Raw genomic sequence first — 15,075 nt, 5'->3', positions numbered from 1 at the left:
AAAATATACTTTATTTGAGACCTTTGCATAAATATGAATAATCATCAAAACGCCATCTTTCATCAAATTACAAACTTTTTAAAAACACCCTTAGCCCTGCTAGGAGTGGATTTAAAAAATTTCCAATTTAATAAAATCTGTCATTTTGCTAATCATCCCTATTTATGCAAAGGTCTCTATTTGAATGAATTTGGATTGATTTACCAAGCACTAGGCAAAACCAAGAAAGCTATTGGGTATTTTGAATTGGCATGGGCTACACTTTAGCGGAAGCGAAAAAAGCAAATGGCGAATAAGGTCGGCAGGGGTGTTTGCTGATTTTCATTGGGGTAAGCCGTTGTGTTTGGGATAATATTAATGATAAAAAAACCCGCTTTCGGCGGGTTTTGTTATTGGGTTATTGATATGCTAAACACAACCTGTTGGTTGTGGCATACCACCGTATTTGGTGATAGGCTTCATCGGGCCGGTGAGCCACTCTTTAAATAAGATTTTCTTGTCAATGCCGACGACTTTGGCGAAAGTTCTGATAGGGGGGACTGATGAGTTCTCAGCAAAATAGTCTCTGGCTGCCATAATTTGCGTAACCATGCTTTCGGTGAGTTCTATGTCGTCTTCTTTTGCCATTTCAAACATAATTTCTTCGCTCCAGATGCTTGGGTCAACCAAATATCCATTTCCTGTTCTTTCTAATGCCATTTTTCCTTCCTAATAATTAATAACTTGGTTATTATAATGTATTACTTTGGTTATTACCTTAGTTATTTACTTGGTTTTTATAAGGGAATGAAATTCTGTATAATTTCGCTGTTATGGATTGGATACAATTAAGTTTAAAAACGAATAAAGAGAATGCGGATTTTGTCAGTGAAGTGTTGATGGGGTTGGGGTGTGTTTCGGTTACTTTTAGTGATACTAATGATGATGAGATTTTTGAGCCGCCTGTGGGTGAAACGCCTTTGTGGCAGTTCGTAACCATTGCTGCGTTGTTTGATGTCAGCACCGACCAAACATTTGTTAAAAATTCTTTAAAGCAAATTTGTCAGATTGATGAAGTGGAATTTGAATTGCTTAAAGACCGGGTTTGGGAAGATGAGTGTAAGAAGGATTTTCATGCGATGCAATTTGGTAGGCGTGTTTGGATTTGTCCGTCGTGGGAAGACAGTGCGCAATTACCTGATGATGCGGTGGTGATTAATATGGATCCAGGGTTGGCATTTGGTACGGGGACGCATCAAACGACAGATTTGTGTTTGCAATATTTGGATGAGAATCCGCCTATGGGGCAAAGTGTGATTGATTATGGTTCGGGGTCAGGTATTTTGGCGATTGCCGCTGTTAAATTGGGGGCTAATCGGGCGGTTTGTGTGGATAATGACCCGCAGGCGGTGATTGCGACACGCAGTAATATTGAAAATAATCAGGTGGGAGCTAAAATTATCGCACTACATATTGATAATGAAGGGCAGTTGGAAAAAGTGGATTTGCTGATTGCCAATATTTTGGCAAAGCCTTTGGTGGGTTTGTGTGAGCACTTTTCTAAGTTGGTTAAATCGGGTGGGAAACTTGTTTTATCGGGTATTTTGCACGAACAATTGGGGATGATATTGGATGCTTATGGTGAGTATTTTTCAGGGTTAAAAGTAGTGCAAAAAGAGGACTGGTGTCGAGTAAATGGAGTGAGAAAATGAGCAAGCAAATAAAAGCAGTATCGTTAATTTCAGGGGGGTTGGACTCTCTTTTAAGCACTAAGTTGTTGCTTGACCAAGGCATTCATGTGGAGGGGATTAATTTCTTTACAGGGTTTTGTGTGGAAGGGCATACCCACGCTATTCGGAAGCAGAAAAAAGACAAACCAAAACGCAATAATGCCTTATGGGTGGCAGAGCAACTCGGTATTAAATTGCATATTATTGATGTGATTGAAGAGTATCGTGATGTGTTGCTTAACCCAAAGCACGGTTATGGTAAGAATATGAATCCTTGCCTTGATTGCAAGGGATTTATGGTGAAAAAAGCCAAGCAGTGGATGGAGGAAAATGAGTTTGACTTTATTATTACTGGCGAGGTGATGGGGCAACGCCCGATGTCGCAACGCAAAGAAACTATGCCGATTGTGCAAAGGGAGTCAGGTGCTGATGACTTATTATTGCGACCTTTGTGTGCCAAGCATCTGCCAGAAACCAAAGCGGAGATTGAAGGTTGGGTAGATAGAGAGAAATTATTAGATTTCTCAGGCAGAACACGCAAGCCGCAAATGGCACTTGCCAAGCAATACGGCTTTGAAGATTATGCCACGCCAGCAGGGGGTTGTTGTTTTTTAACCGATAAACAATATTCGGATAAACTGGTGGATATGTGGCAATCTCGTGGCAATCGCGAATATGAATTGGACGATTTAATGATGCTTAAAGTCGGCAGGCATATTCGTCCAAATCCGCGTTTTAAAATGATTATTGCTAGAGAAGAAGGTGAAGTGAAATTCTTAGAAGGTTATCGTAATCAATATGCAAATCTATATCCCACCAGTTGTAATGGGCCGTTGGCGTTGATTGATGGTGAGCCAAATCAAGCAGACTTGCAAATTGCTGCTAAAATTTTGGCGCGTTATTCTCAAGGCAGAGAAGAAAAGTTAGTTGTCGTGGAAGTTAAACTCAATGTTGGTGTGGTGCAGCAATTAAGTGTTAAGCCGTTTTCTGCTGCTGAAATTAAAAAAGAGTGGATGGTTTAAAAAAGTAAGTTATAATGGTATTACTTTTTATTACTAAATAGGTATTATGAAAACAATTACTTTAAAAACACAAGATGATTTTTTTAATCAAATCAATGAAATGGCGTTAGAAGAGCGTATCTCTAAAAGTGCATTGATTCGTAAAGCGATTATGGATTACCAAAAGAAAATCAAAAATAGGAAAATGGCAAAAAAAATGAGAGAAGATTCTTTGCGTGCTAGAGGTATGGATGATGAACTGATTAGAGATTTTGAGGCTATAGACGATGAATATCTGCTGCCACCCTGGGAAGAAAAATGAATTTTGTTAGGGGTAATGTTTATTTAGCTAATATGAATCCTAGCAGAGGCGCTGAAATTGGAAAAATCTGCCCAGTTTTAGTTATTCAATCCAATAACTTAAATTTAAGCAACCACAAAACGGTTAATATCCTGCCTTTAAGCACTGTTCTAATTGATGATTCCACACTACGATTTCGAATTAAACAGCGAGACCAATTAAAATACGATTCAGATGTTATCTGTGACTATATTCGTGCAATTGATACCAGCAAACTTACCTCAGATATGCTGACTAAACTCAGTCAAAACGAAATGCAAGAAATCGAGAAAAAACTTGAGTGGATCCTCGGTTTTCACGACTAACCACCACCCACCGCCTTAATAATCTCAACTTTATCCCCTGCATTCAGGGTAAATTCAGCGTGTTTGGATTTGGCAATAATCACTTCATTGACTTCTAATGCAATGCGTTGATTTTCATAGCCTAATTGCACGATTAAATCGTAAGCACTGAGATTGTCAGCGACTTCTAACGACTCGCCATTTAAAATCAGTCTCACTTATCCATTTTTCCAATGGCACAAGAAACGAATGATTTCGCTTTGGCCTTTACCGAGCCTAAGCCTTGAACTGTATCGGTTTCAGGGTAGCCTATACTTAATAAAGTTTTAGCCACTTCATCGCGTTTACTGTCATCAACGGCAATAGTAACAATGCCTTGCTCAACATTGATATCGGTGCTGTCTGTGTTGAATGTTGCGTTTAATTTCTTAGTAATCGTGCCAGCACAACCACCACATTTGATATTTTCTACGATAATTTCCATTATGAATTTCCAGTTGAGTTTAAAGTGAATATTATATCATTTGAGTGCCAAAATAAATATCAGTTATGGTAAAATTTCCGAAGTTTTGAACCAGGGAGTATTCAGTGTCACAAGTTGCATTATTAGCGTTAGAGGATGGTCAGGTTTTCCGTGGAAAATCTATTGGCGTTAATGGCAATACAGTCGGTGAAGTGGTGTTTAACACTTCAATGACGGGCTATCAAGAAATTTTAACTGACCCATCGTATGCACAACAAATCGTTGCACTTACCTACCCACACATCGGTAATACCGGCACAAATCCAGTTGATGAAGAATCTGCACAAATTTATGCATCAGGTTTAATCATTCGTGATTTGCCTTTAATGGTGAGTAATTGGCGTAGCACAATGCCATTGGATGAATATTTGGTTAAGCATAATATTGTCGCTATCAGTGATATTGATACTCGTGCGTTAACCCGTCATTTGCGTAAAAAAGGAACACTCAAAGGGTGCATTGTTACTGGTGATAATATTGACAAAGCAGTTGCGATTGAAAAAGCACAGGCTTTCGCAGGGTTAAAAAATATGGATTTGGCAAAGGTGGTATCAACGCCGAAGCAATACGATTTCAACGAAGGCTCTTATTCATTGGAAAGCGGTGAATTTAATGCGTTGGATACTAAATTTAAGGTTACCGTTTACGATTACGGTGTAAAGAAAAATATACTCAGAATGTTGGTGGACAGAGGCTGTGATTTAACCGTTGTCAATGCACAAATGCCTGTTGATGAAGTATTAGCCACAAATCCTGATGGTGTGTTTTTGTCCAACGGACCAGGAGACCCTAAACCGTGTAATTATGCAATTAAAAACATTCAAACTTTATTAGAAAAAAATATACCAATATTCGGCATTTGCTTAGGGCATCAGTTATTGTCATTGGCAAGTGGTGCGAAAACGGTAAAAATGAAATTCGGTCATCATGGCGCTAATCACCCCGTGCAAGATTTGAACACTGGGCAGGTGATGATTACTTCACAAAATCACGGTTTTTCCGTATCAAAAGACAGTATGCCAATGAGTTTGGAAGTAACTCATAAATCATTATTTGATGATTCTATTCAAGGGGTTAGAGTGGCAGGTAAAAAAGCTTTTGGCTTCCAAGGACACCCTGAAGCATCACCTGGTCCAAGAGATATGGGTGGATTATTTGATACATTTATAGAGGATATGAAGAAATGAAATTTGTTATATTAATATTTTTGTCTTTTTCGCTGATGGCGAACGAAGACCCGTGGGAGGAAATGAACCGTGCAACTTTCGAATTTAACCAAACTTTAGATGAAAGTTTTTTCGAGCCAATTGCAAAGTCATATAAAGAGAATATACCTAATCCAGTGCAAAATCGTGTGAGTGATTTTTCTTCTAATGTTGGCGATGTTGCAACACTCGGTAATGAATTGGCACAGTTTGAAATAGTGAGCGGTGCCAATACATTAAGTAGAGTTTTGATTAATTCTACAATCGGTTTATTTGGATTGTTTGATGTGGCTAGTGAAATCGGTTTGGAAAAAACTGAGGAAGATTTTGGGCAAACGCTCGCTGTTTGGGGTGCGCCAAAAGGTAATTATATTGTATTGCCAGTGTTTGGGCCTTCAGTGGTGCGTGACACAGCAGGTAGAATTGGCGATGGTGTGCAGAAAGTAGAGCAAACTCGCCCTTTAACAACGGCACAAAAACTTGGTATTACTGGAATGCAGGCACTTGATACTCGCGTTAAATTATTGCCTGTTACCGATTTACTTAAAAAAACAGATGACCCATATATTGCAATGCGTTCGGGTTATTTTCAAAAGCGTAAATTTGATATTTATAACGGCGATTTACCAGACGAAGACGAATTTTAAACCTAACCTAATTTTTAAAATATAAAATGCCTAAAAGACATGACTTAGAAAGTATCCTTATTATTGGCGCAGGCCCGATTGTTATCGGACAAGCGTGTGAATTTGATTATTCAGGTGCGCAAGCCTGCACTGCATTACGCGAGGAAGGCTACCGTGTTATTTTGGTCAATTCCAATCCAGCAACGATTATGACCGACCCGCAAATGGCGGATGCGACTTACATTGAGCCGATTGAATGGCGTACGGTTGAAAAAATTATTGAAGTTGAAAAGCCAGACGCATTGTTACCGACAATGGGTGGGCAAACTGCACTCAATTGTGCATTAGATTTAGAACGACACGGTGTGTTAGAAAAGCATGGCGTGGAAATGATTGGTGCGAAAAAAGAAGCCATTGATAAAGCTGAAGATCGTGATTTATTCCGTGAAGCAATGCTTAAAATTGGTCTCGATATGCCAGAAGCAGCGGTTGCCCATAATTTAGAAGAAGCATTTGCAGTACAAGAAAAAGTTGGCTATCCAACTGTGATTCGTCCATCATTCACGATGGGCGGTTCTGGTGGCGGTATCGCTTACAATCGAGATGAATTTGTTGAAATTTGTGAACGAGGTTTAGACTTATCTCCGACCAACGAATTGTTAGTTGAGGAATCCATTCTCGGTTGGAAAGAATTCGAAATGGAAGTGGTGCGTGATACCAAAGACAACTGTATTATTATTTGTTCAATTGAGAATTTTGACCCAATGGGCATTCATACGGGTGACTCAATTACCGTTGCCCCCGCACAAACTTTGACCGACAAAGAGTACCAAGTAATGCGTGATGCATCACTTGCCGTTTTGCGTGAAATTGGTGTGGACACGGGTGGCTCAAATGTGCAATTTGCGCTCAATCCTAAAAATGGCCGCTTAACCATTATTGAAATGAATCCACGCGTATCGCGTTCATCGGCTTTAGCCTCAAAAGCAACGGGTTTTCCAATTGCAAAAGTGGCTGCAAAACTTGCAGTTGGCTATACTTTGGATGAATTGGATAATGATATTACAAGTGGTAAAACCCCTGCGTCATTTGAGCCGAGTATTGATTATGTCGTGACTAAAATCCCAAGATTTGCCTTTGAAAAGTTCCCAAAAGCAGATGACCGCTTAACCACACAAATGAAATCTGTAGGCGAAGTGATGGCAATGGGCTCAACTTTCCAAGAGTCATTGCAAAAAGCTCTGCGTGGTTTAGAAATAGATAAAGTTGGCTTAGAACCAATAGTTGATTTAAATGCTGACGATGCGAAAAATAAAATTAGGTCAGAATGTATCACCGCCCGTGGTGAACGAATCTTCTATTTAGCTGACGCATTTAGATTAGGTATGTCATTAAATGAAATATTTGATTTGTCTAAAGTCGATCCGTGGTTTTTAGCACAAATCCAAGATATCGTTTCTAACGAAATGCAAATTAATGGTAGTGATATTACTGAGATTGATGCTGATACATTATTTGGCTTAAAACGCAAAGGTTTTTCCGATGCGCGTTTGGCGCAATTGTGTAATTGTAGCGAATCTTCAGTACGAGAGCGACGCAAAGCCTTAAATGTTAAGCCTGTATTCAAACGGGTGGACAGTTGTGCAGCCGAGTTTGATACGCAAACTGCTTATTTATATTCCACCTATCAACAACAATGCGAAGCCAACCCAACCGATAAGAAAAAAATTATGATTTTGGGCGGTGGACCGAACCGTATCGGACAAGGTATTGAGTTTGATTATTGCTGTGTCCATGCGTCTTTGGCATTGCGTGCTGATGGTTATGAAACTATTATGGTGAATTGTAATCCTGAAACCGTTTCCACCGATTATGACATTTCTGACCGCCTTTATTTTGAGCCATTAACGCTCGAAGATGTGTTGTCTATTATTGAAATTGAAAATCCAGAAGGCATTATCGTTCATTATGGTGGGCAAACCCCATTAAAACTTGCTGAAGCTTTAGAAAAGAATGGTGCAAATATCATTGGCACCAGTCCCGATGCAATTGATTTAGCCGAAGATCGTGAGCAATTTTCTAAAATGCTACAAGAATTAGAGCTCAAACAACCGCTTAATGGCACAGCGCGTTCATTAGAGCAAGCACAAGATATTGCTGATGGTATCGGTTTTCCATTAGTTGTGCGACCTTCTTATGTGTTAGGTGGTCGTGCAATGGAAATCGTTTATAACAAGGAAAGCCTTGACCACTATATGCACACAGCCGTGCAAGTATCCAATGATTCGCCAGTATTATTAGACTCTTTCCTTGACCACGCAATTGAAGTTGATATTGATGTGATTTGCGATGGTGAAGATGTGGTTATCGGTGGTATTATGCAACATATTGAGCAAGCAGGTATTCACTCAGGCGATTCTGCCTGTTCGTTGCCACCATATTCACTGGCTGACGATGTATTAAATGAAATGCGTACACAAGTAGTTGCAATGGCAAAAAAACTCAATGTAATTGGTTTAATGAATACGCAAATGGCTTACCAAGATGGTGAAATTTACATTATTGAGGTCAATCCACGCGCATCGCGCACTGTGCCATTTGTGTCCAAAGCCATTGGCAAGCCATTGGCAAATATCGCAGCACGAGTGATGTCAGGAAAAACACTCAAAGAATTAAATTTTACTGAAGAAGTCATTCCAAAACATTTCAGTGTCAAAGAAGCGGTGTTTCCATTCAACAAATTCTTGGGTGTTGATCCGATTTTAGGCCCAGAAATGCGTTCAACTGGCGAAGTAATGGGTATAGGTGATGATTTTGCTTCTGCCTTTGACAAAGCTCAACTCGCTGCTGGCAGTCGTGCACCAAAAAAAGGTAGAGTTTTTGTTAGTTTGCGTAAATTAGATCGTGATGATTTAGTGGATTTAGGCAAGCAACTAACCAGGCAAGGTTTTAGTTTAGTGGCAACGCGTAGTAACAAAGAGGAACTTATTGATGCAGGCTTAGAGTGCGAAACCGTCAATAAAGTATCCGAAGGCTCGCCACATATTGTGGATATGATTAAAAATAATGAAATTGATTTAATCATTAATTCCACCGAAGATACACAAGGTGCAGAAGATGCTGCCGCCATTCGCTGTCAAGCATTAGTACATAAAGTACCATTTACCACCACAGTTGCAGCTGCATTTGCGATGTTAGATGGTTTAAATACACACGATGAAATCACTGTAAGAACGGTGCAATCACTTAACCGTTAAGAGGCAAAATATGGAAACTATCCCAATGACCGTTGCAGGTGCAAAAGCTCTAGAAGTAGAATTATTAAATCTAAAAGACAGAGAACGCCCCCGTATTGTTGAAGAAATTGCCACCGCTCGTGCACACGGTGATTTAAAAGAAAATGCCGAATACCACGCAGCTAAAGAAGAGCAAGGTTTTATTGAGGGTCGAATTAAAGAAATCGAGTCAAAACTTTCCCGTATGCAAGTCATTGATGTCAACAAACTCAACCAAGACGGCAGATGTGTCTTCGGCACTACCATCACCCTAATGAATCTCGCCGATGACAGCGAAATCACCTACCAAATCGTCGGTGAAGATGAATCCGATATCAGTCTCAAAAAAATATCCTGCCATTCCCCAATCGCCGCCGCTTTACTCGGTAACGAAGAAGGCGATGAAGTAACCGTCAACGCCCCAGCTGGAAAAATTCAATACGAAATTTTAGAAGTTGAGTATATCTAATTTACAAGTTAATCTCTTTTATTATTTATTTGTAATGATTAATAGAGACTTTTGCATAAATAGGGATGATTAGCAAAATGACAGATTTTATTAAATTGGAAATTTTTTAAATCCACTCCTAGCAGGGCTAAGGGTGTTTAAAAAGTTTGTAATTTGATGAAAGATGGCGTTTTGATGATTATTCATATTTATGCAAAGGTCTCAATAAGTTACTCAACCACGGGGATGGTGTTTTTGATGTTGAGATTTAAGTTGAGTGTTTTGTATGTGGGTGTAGATTTGGGTGGTAGAAATATCACTGTGTCCTAGCATTAACTGTACACTGCGTAAATCAGCCCCTTGTTGAACTAGATGCGTGGCAAAGGCGTGGCGGAGTGTGTGTGGGGATAGAGGTTTGTTGATTCCAGCTTTTAGGGCATAGGCTTTAATGATATAGAAAAAATTTTGTCGGCTCATTCTTGCACTGCGATTGCTTAAAAAATAGGCGTCGTTTTGTCCATTTTTTAGTAGAAAGGGGCGAGATTTTTCTGCGTAAATGGAGAGGTAATCCATTGCTATTTCACCCATTGGAAGTATGCGTTCTTTGTTGCCTTTGCCGTGAATTCGGATATATTCTTCATTTAGGTTGAGGTTGTGGTATTCTAAATTAATCAGTTCTGAAACGCGTAATCCACATGAATATAATAACTCTAGCATTGCACGGTCACGCATACCAAAAATGGTTTTTTCATCGGGTGTATTTAATAAAGATTCCACTTCATTAATGTTTAAAAATATGGGGAGTTTTTGTACTTGCTTGGGTTGATGGAGTTTTTCAGTTGGATTGGTGCCAATCGTTTTTGTTGTTACTAGATAGTTGTAAAAAGTGCCTAAACAAGTGAGAATACGAGCTTGTGTGGCAGGGTTGAGCGAACGGTGTTTGAAATAATCGTTGATTGTGGTATCTGTTACGGTTTCAAGCGGGTGTTTTAACCATTTGGAAAATAGTTTTAAATCAGAGCGATAGGCTAACAAAGTATTTTGACTTGCACCTGATGATAGCCAGTAATGATCAAGGAATTTGTCGATGAGTTGCGGGTTGTTTTTCATAGGTAGATTTTAGACAAAAAAATACCGACTATATGCCGGTATTTTTAAAAGAATGGTTTGCTATTATTTTTTAGCAGCCAATTTCTCTTTAATTCTCGCTTTCTTGCCTGTAAGACCACGAAGATAGTATAACTTCGCTTGGCGAACTTTACCACGACGCTTAACTTCGACAGAATCAATCATTTTAGAATGTGTTTGAAAAACACGCTCAACCCCTTCACCATGAGAAATTTTTCTTACTGTGAAGGCTGAACCAATGCCACGATTTTTCTTCGCAATAACAACACCTTCAAATGCCTGTAGTCTTTCGCGTTCACCTTCACGCACCTTCACTTGGACGATAACTGTATCGCCTGATGCGAATGCAGGGATGTCTGTTCTCAACTGTTCGCTTTCAATTTGGTCAATTATATTCATGACTGCCTTCCTTTGTTTCAACTTTTCAAAAAGGGAGAATTATACAGTCATTGTAATTGTTAAACAAGATATAATTATGCACTTTGTATATATGTATCAATTTGTAATGGGAAAAGTAACTGGTTTTAAGGAATTTGATAGGAAAACTGAGCCGTATCGCTCAGTGAAATCGCGTATTCAAGATTATAGTGAAATTTTTACCGATACTCATAATGTTGTCCATTTACAGGAGCAAGGGGCAAGATGTATGGATTGTGGTGTGCCATTTTGCCAATCGAACGAAGGTTGTCCTGTTGATAATCTAATTCCTGAATGGAATGATTTGGTGTATCACGACAAATGGCAAGCGGCGTTGGTTCGTTTACATAAAACCAATAATTTTCCTGAATTTACAGGGCGTGTTTGTCCTGCACCTTGCGAGGGGTCGTGTGTATTAGGGATGAATAATCCAGCGGTAACCATTAAGAACATTGAGCAAGCGATTGTTGACCGTGGTTTTACAGAAGGTTGGATTGCACCACATAAAGTATCACATCGTACTGGCAAGAAAGTGGCAGTTGTTGGCTCAGGTCCTGCGGGTTTGGCAACAGCGGAAGAACTCAATAAATTAGGGCATAGTGTGACTGTTTTTGAACGGGCTGATAGAATTGGTGGTTTATTAATGTATGGCATTCCGAATATGAAACTCGGCAAAGAAGTGGTCAATCGTCGGGTGAATTTGCTCAAAGCGTCGGGAGTTGAATTTATCACTAATGTTGATGTTGGTAAAGATATAACAACTGAACAACTACAAAAGGATTTTGATGCATTAGTCTTTACCACAGGTGCGACAAAAGCTCGTGATTTGCCAGTGGATAATCGTGAGGCGAAAGGCGTGCATTTGGCAATGGAATATCTGACAAAAAATACCCAAATTTTATTAGACACTGGGCATGCAGATGATTCAGAATTATCTGCCAAAGGCAAAGCCGTGATTGTAATTGGTGGCGGCGATACCGGCACGGATTGCATCGGCACAGCATTGCGGCAAGGTGCAAAATCCATTGTGAATTTTGAATTGATGGGCAAACCCCCTGAGGAACGCGCGGAAAACAATCCTTGGCCATTATGGCCGTTAATTTATCGGGTGGATTATGGACATGAAGAAGTAGCAGAAGTATTTGGCGCCGACCCGAGGCAATATCATTTAATGACTAAGTCATTTAGTAAAGACGCAGAGGGTAAAGTGATAGGCTTAAATACGGTGAATGTTGATTTTAAAGATGGTAAATTAATTGAAATTGACGGCAGTGAAAAAATATGGGACACACAATTGGTCTTATTATCAATGGGCTTTATTGCACCAGAACATTATTTAAGCGATGATGCCGATATTGCCCTTGACGAACGAGGTAATTATCAAGCGACTTATGGCGAATACGCCACTTCTCAAACAGGCATCTTTACCGCAGGCGATTGCCGTCGTGGTCAGTCATTAGTTGTTTGGGCAATCAATGAAGGTCGTGGTGTTGCTGAGAAAGTGGATGAATATCTTGCTTAAATAACCCTAACTATCCATTTATATATCCCTTAGGAGATAGTCATAAATACCACTAATAAAACGCCAACATTTGTTGGCGTTTTTTGTTGAGTTTGAGTATAATTATCTCGTTCACATTTCCTTTTCTTGAAATTAGGAAATTTATTAAAATTATTGGAGAAATAAAATGGCAAAAGAGTTATATAACACACCCAACCTTGATGAGTTGGAAAATGGTCCATGGCCTTCGTTTGTAACAGGTCTAAAAAAATTAGCACAGGATGATCACGAAGGTGCCAGTATGGTGCGTGATGTTTTGGCAACACTTGAAACCTCATATGTGACTAAGAAAGGTTACTGGAAAGGCGGCACAGTAGGTGTTGTTGGTTATGGTGGTGGTGTTATCCCACGCTTTAACGAGTTGAAAGACGAAAACGGTGACTTTAAATTTAAAGATGCGGGCGAGTTCCACACTTTAAGAATTCAGCCACCAGCAGGTATGCATTACACCTCTAAGTTATTGAGAGATATGTGCGATATGTTTGTTGATAATGGTGGTTCTGGTTTGATTGCATTTCATGGTCAGTCGGGTGACATTATGTTGCAAGGTGCAACTGAAGAAACAACGCAAACTATTTTCAATAAATTTAATGACTATGGTTTTGATATGGGTGGCGCAGGTCCTGCGGTTCGCACAGGTATGTCTTGTGTGGGTGCTTCGCGTTGTGAAATGTCAAATACGAATGAGCAAGCAGCACTAAGAACTTTGGTTAATGCATTTTTAGATGATATGCATCGCCCAGCTTTACCATACAAAATGAAATTTAAAGTCTCAGGTTGTGCGAATGACTGTATGAACTCTATTGAGCGTTCAGACTTCTCAACCATCGGCACTTGGAGAGATGATATTAAAATCAACCAAGACGCATGGAAGGCAATGGTTGCGGACAAAGGTATGGATTATGTGGTTGACAACATTACTTCTCGTTGTCCTACACAGGCAATGAAAGTTGAGTCTGATACTTCATTGACGATTGATAATAAAAACTGCGTTAAGTGTATGCATTGTTTAAATGTAACTTCACCTTTAACACATAAATACATTAGCGATGCTGCTGAAGGTGCAATCTTAGCAACAGGTGATGACAAAGGCGTTACTATCTGTATGGGTGGTAAGCGCACTTTGAAGATTGGTGATTTATTTGGTACCGTTGTTGTTCCATTTATGAAACTTGAAACTGAAGATGATTATGAAGCCATTGAAGAATTGGCTGGTGAAGTGATTGACTTTTTTGCTGAAAATGCACTAGAACACGAGCGCACAGGTGAAATGATTGAACGAATCGGTATTGTAAATTTCATGGAAGGTATTGGCTTAGATGTTAATCCTAATATGGTTGATTCTCCTCGTTATATGTCATATGTTCGTATGGACAAGTGGGATGAAGAAGCGACCAAGTGGTTTGAAAATAAAGCAGAAGTAAACGCGTAATTTAATTAAAAGAATTTAGGAGAAAATATTATGGCTGAACCAGTAAGAATGCCTATCGAATCAGGTTGCCCTGATCCAGTACAATACATGCACCCGACAATGCGTCGTAACTATGGCACATGGGCTTATCATGATCGTCCTCGTCCAGGTGTATTGCACCACACTTCAAAGCATAACGAAGAAATTTGGACTGTTCGTTGTGGTACACAAAGACAAATGGATGTTTATACAATCAAAAAGTTAGCCGATATTGCTGATGAATTTGGTGATGGCTATATCCGTTTCACTATCCGTTCAAATGTTGAATTCATGGTTGATGTTGAAGCAAAGGTAAATCCTTTAATTGAAGCATTAGAGTCTGCTGGTTTCCCAGTAGGTGGCACAGGTCCAACGGTATCAATGATTTCACACACCCAGGGTTGGCTACACTGTGATATTCCAGGTACTGATGCATCGGGTGTGGTAAAAGCATTGATGGATGAATTGTATGATGAATACAAAAAAGAAGAAATGCCTAACCGTGTGCATATGACAACTTCTTGTTGTCAGATTAACTGCGGTGGTCATGGTGATATTGCGATTAACATCCAACACACTAAGCCACCTAAGATTAATCACGATTTAGTGGCTAATGTTTGTGAGCGTCCAACGGTTGTTGCGCGTTGTCCAGTGGCTGCGATTCGTCCAGCGATGGTTAACGGCAAACCAACTTTGGAAGTGGATGAGAAGAAATGTATTTGTTGTGGTGCTTGTTTCCCACCTTGTCCGCCAATGCAAATCAACGATCCTGAGCATTCTAAGATTGCTATCTGGATTGGCGGTAAGCATTCAAATGCACGAAGCAAGCCTTCATTCCAAAAGTTAGTAGCAGCAGGACTACCAAACAATCCGCCAAGATGGCCAGAAGTAGGTGCAGTTGTTAAACAAATCCTTGCTGTTTATAAAGGCGATGCTCGTGATTGGGAAAGAGTAGGAGAATGGGTTGAGCGTATCGGCTGGCCAGCATTCTTTGAAAAGACTGGATTGCCATTTACTAAATTCCATGTTTCTGACTGGAAAGGGACGCGTCACCAGTTGAACTCTTCTGCTTATATCCGTTTCTAAG

General features: G+C 39.7%; 17 protein-coding genes. 12 read left to right on the top strand and 5 right to left on the bottom strand.

Annotated elements, in window-relative coordinates:
* The first annotated feature begins 33 nt into the window (after positions 1 to 33).
* Positions 34 to 267, top strand: a complete 234-nt coding sequence (locus AB8525_RS04200; RefSeq protein ID WP_369178794.1) for a hypothetical protein — start codon at positions 34 to 36, stop codon at positions 265 to 267.
* A 141-nt stretch (positions 268 to 408) separates the two neighbouring features.
* On the opposite strand, the gene AB8525_RS04195 is transcribed toward AB8525_RS04200, so the two are convergent.
* Entirely contained in the window at positions 409 to 699 is a 291-nt protein-coding gene (locus AB8525_RS04195; protein WP_369152822.1) for a TusE/DsrC/DsvC family sulfur relay protein, read from the bottom strand.
* A gap of 113 nt (positions 700 to 812) precedes the next feature.
* Here AB8525_RS04195 and prmA point away from each other — a divergent pair, with 113 nt between their 5' ends.
* From prmA to AB8525_RS04175, 4 genes are read left to right on the top strand one after another with little or no spacing between them, the layout of a single operon-like run.
* Positions 813 to 1,691 (top strand): 50S ribosomal protein L11 methyltransferase, encoded by an 879-nt coding sequence (gene prmA / locus AB8525_RS04190; RefSeq protein ID WP_369178792.1) that lies wholly within the window; start codon positions 813 to 815, stop codon positions 1,689 to 1,691.
* Positions 1,688 to 2,731 (top strand): tRNA (5-methylaminomethyl-2-thiouridylate)-methyltransferase, encoded by a 1,044-nt coding sequence (locus AB8525_RS04185; RefSeq protein ID WP_369178790.1) that lies wholly within the window; start codon positions 1,688 to 1,690, stop codon positions 2,729 to 2,731. The genes prmA and AB8525_RS04185 overlap by 4 nt, the downstream gene beginning before the upstream one ends.
* A 46-nt stretch (positions 2,732 to 2,777) precedes the next feature.
* Positions 2,778 to 3,032, top strand: coding sequence for a CopG family transcriptional regulator (locus AB8525_RS04180; protein WP_369152819.1), 255 nt, complete (start codon positions 2,778 to 2,780; stop codon positions 3,030 to 3,032).
* 32 nt (positions 3,033 to 3,064) lie between these two features.
* Positions 3,065 to 3,376 (top strand): type II toxin-antitoxin system PemK/MazF family toxin, encoded by a 312-nt coding sequence (locus AB8525_RS04175; RefSeq protein WP_369178788.1) that lies wholly within the window; start codon positions 3,065 to 3,067, stop codon positions 3,374 to 3,376.
* Here AB8525_RS04175 and thiS read toward each other — a convergent pair.
* Both thiS and AB8525_RS04165 read right to left on the bottom strand, forming a co-directional pair.
* On the bottom strand, positions 3,373 to 3,573 hold the full coding sequence (thiS, locus tag AB8525_RS04170) for a sulfur carrier protein ThiS (protein WP_369152817.1): 201 nt from the start codon (positions 3,571 to 3,573) through the stop codon (positions 3,373 to 3,375). The two genes, AB8525_RS04175 and thiS, sit on opposite strands and share 4 nt — an antisense overlap.
* Entirely contained in the window at positions 3,570 to 3,839 is a 270-nt protein-coding gene (locus tag AB8525_RS04165) for a heavy-metal-associated domain-containing protein (RefSeq protein WP_369152815.1), read from the bottom strand. The genes thiS and AB8525_RS04165 overlap by 4 nt, the downstream gene beginning before the upstream one ends.
* A gap of 104 nt (positions 3,840 to 3,943) precedes the next feature.
* On the opposite strand from AB8525_RS04165, the gene carA reads away from it, so the two are divergent.
* The 4 genes from carA to greA are packed head-to-tail and all read left to right on the top strand — an operon-like array spanning position 3,944 to position 9,453.
* Positions 3,944 to 5,065: a glutamine-hydrolyzing carbamoyl-phosphate synthase small subunit gene (gene carA, locus AB8525_RS04160; RefSeq protein ID WP_369178786.1), complete on the top strand. Its 1,122-nt coding sequence runs from the start codon at positions 3,944 to 3,946 to the stop codon at positions 5,063 to 5,065.
* Positions 5,062 to 5,730, top strand: a complete 669-nt coding sequence (locus tag AB8525_RS04155; RefSeq protein WP_369178784.1) for a VacJ family lipoprotein — start codon at positions 5,062 to 5,064, stop codon at positions 5,728 to 5,730. Before carA ends, AB8525_RS04155 begins: the two co-directional genes overlap by 4 nt.
* A 26-nt stretch (positions 5,731 to 5,756) precedes the next feature.
* Complete coding sequence (gene carB / locus AB8525_RS04150) at positions 5,757 to 8,966, top strand: carbamoyl-phosphate synthase large subunit (RefSeq protein WP_369178782.1); 3,210 nt, start codon at positions 5,757 to 5,759, stop codon at positions 8,964 to 8,966.
* Positions 8,967 to 8,976: 10 nt separating this feature from the next.
* Entirely contained in the window at positions 8,977 to 9,453 is a 477-nt protein-coding gene (gene greA, locus AB8525_RS04145) for a transcription elongation factor GreA (RefSeq protein ID WP_369178780.1), read from the top strand.
* Between the two features lie 213 nt (positions 9,454 to 9,666).
* On the opposite strand, the gene xerD is transcribed toward greA, so the two are convergent.
* Both xerD and rplS read right to left on the bottom strand, forming a co-directional pair.
* Positions 9,667 to 10,542 (bottom strand): site-specific tyrosine recombinase XerD, encoded by an 876-nt coding sequence (gene xerD / locus AB8525_RS04140; RefSeq protein ID WP_369178779.1) that lies wholly within the window; start codon positions 10,540 to 10,542, stop codon positions 9,667 to 9,669.
* 63 nt (positions 10,543 to 10,605) lie between these two features.
* On the bottom strand, positions 10,606 to 10,959 hold the full coding sequence (rplS, locus tag AB8525_RS04135) for a 50S ribosomal protein L19 (protein ID WP_369152805.1): 354 nt from the start codon (positions 10,957 to 10,959) through the stop codon (positions 10,606 to 10,608).
* Positions 10,960 to 11,065: 106 nt separating this feature from the next.
* Between rplS and AB8525_RS04130 the strand changes: the two genes are divergently transcribed.
* The 3 genes from AB8525_RS04130 (at position 11,066) to dsrB (ending at position 15,074) form a co-directional block, all read left to right on the top strand.
* A complete protein-coding gene (locus AB8525_RS04130; RefSeq protein ID WP_369179009.1) occupies positions 11,066 to 12,499 on the top strand; it encodes a glutamate synthase subunit beta in 1,434 nt (477 codons plus the stop codon).
* Positions 12,500 to 12,665: 166 nt separating this feature from the next.
* Entirely contained in the window at positions 12,666 to 13,970 is a 1,305-nt protein-coding gene (dsrA, locus tag AB8525_RS04125) for a dissimilatory-type sulfite reductase subunit alpha (RefSeq protein WP_369178777.1), read from the top strand.
* A gap of 30 nt (positions 13,971 to 14,000) precedes the next feature.
* Complete coding sequence (dsrB, locus tag AB8525_RS04120; RefSeq protein WP_369152799.1) at positions 14,001 to 15,074, top strand: dissimilatory-type sulfite reductase subunit beta; 1,074 nt, start codon at positions 14,001 to 14,003, stop codon at positions 15,072 to 15,074.
* The last annotated feature ends 1 nt before the right edge of the window (position 15,075 follow it).

This window comes from Candidatus Thiodubiliella endoseptemdiera (assembly GCF_964212635.1).
Lineage (GTDB): Bacteria > Pseudomonadota > Gammaproteobacteria > PS1 > Pseudothioglobaceae > Thiodubiliella > Thiodubiliella endoseptemdiera.
This window is presented reverse-complemented; position numbering and strand designations above follow the sequence as displayed.

Bases quoted from the DNA above. Each gene is read 5' to 3' on its own strand.
- AB8525_RS04130 (WP_369179009.1), top strand. From the start codon at position 11,066: ATGGGAAAAGTAACTGGTTTTAAGGAATTTGATAGGAAAACTGAGCCG.
- AB8525_RS04195 (WP_369152822.1), bottom strand. From the start codon at position 699: ATGGCATTAGAAAGAACAGGAAATGGATATTTGGTTGACCCAAGCATC.
- xerD (WP_369178779.1), bottom strand. From the start codon at position 10,542: ATGAAAAACAACCCGCAACTCATCGACAAATTCCTTGATCATTACTGG.
- prmA (WP_369178792.1), top strand. From the start codon at position 813: ATGGATTGGATACAATTAAGTTTAAAAACGAATAAAGAGAATGCGGAT.
- AB8525_RS04180 (WP_369152819.1), top strand. From the start codon at position 2,778: ATGAAAACAATTACTTTAAAAACACAAGATGATTTTTTTAATCAAATC.
- carB (WP_369178782.1), top strand. From the start codon at position 5,757: ATGCCTAAAAGACATGACTTAGAAAGTATCCTTATTATTGGCGCAGGC.
- AB8525_RS04155 (WP_369178784.1), top strand. From the start codon at position 5,062: ATGAAATTTGTTATATTAATATTTTTGTCTTTTTCGCTGATGGCGAAC.
- AB8525_RS04175 (WP_369178788.1), top strand. From the start codon at position 3,065: ATGAATCCTAGCAGAGGCGCTGAAATTGGAAAAATCTGCCCAGTTTTA.
- greA (WP_369178780.1), top strand. From the start codon at position 8,977: ATGGAAACTATCCCAATGACCGTTGCAGGTGCAAAAGCTCTAGAAGTA.
- dsrA (WP_369178777.1), top strand. From the start codon at position 12,666: ATGGCAAAAGAGTTATATAACACACCCAACCTTGATGAGTTGGAAAAT.
- AB8525_RS04165 (WP_369152815.1), bottom strand. From the start codon at position 3,839: ATGGAAATTATCGTAGAAAATATCAAATGTGGTGGTTGTGCTGGCACG.
- dsrB (WP_369152799.1), top strand. From the start codon at position 14,001: ATGGCTGAACCAGTAAGAATGCCTATCGAATCAGGTTGCCCTGATCCA.
- rplS (WP_369152805.1), bottom strand. From the start codon at position 10,959: ATGAATATAATTGACCAAATTGAAAGCGAACAGTTGAGAACAGACATC.
- AB8525_RS04200 (WP_369178794.1), top strand. From the start codon at position 34: ATGAATAATCATCAAAACGCCATCTTTCATCAAATTACAAACTTTTTA.
- AB8525_RS04185 (WP_369178790.1), top strand. From the start codon at position 1,688: ATGAGCAAGCAAATAAAAGCAGTATCGTTAATTTCAGGGGGGTTGGAC.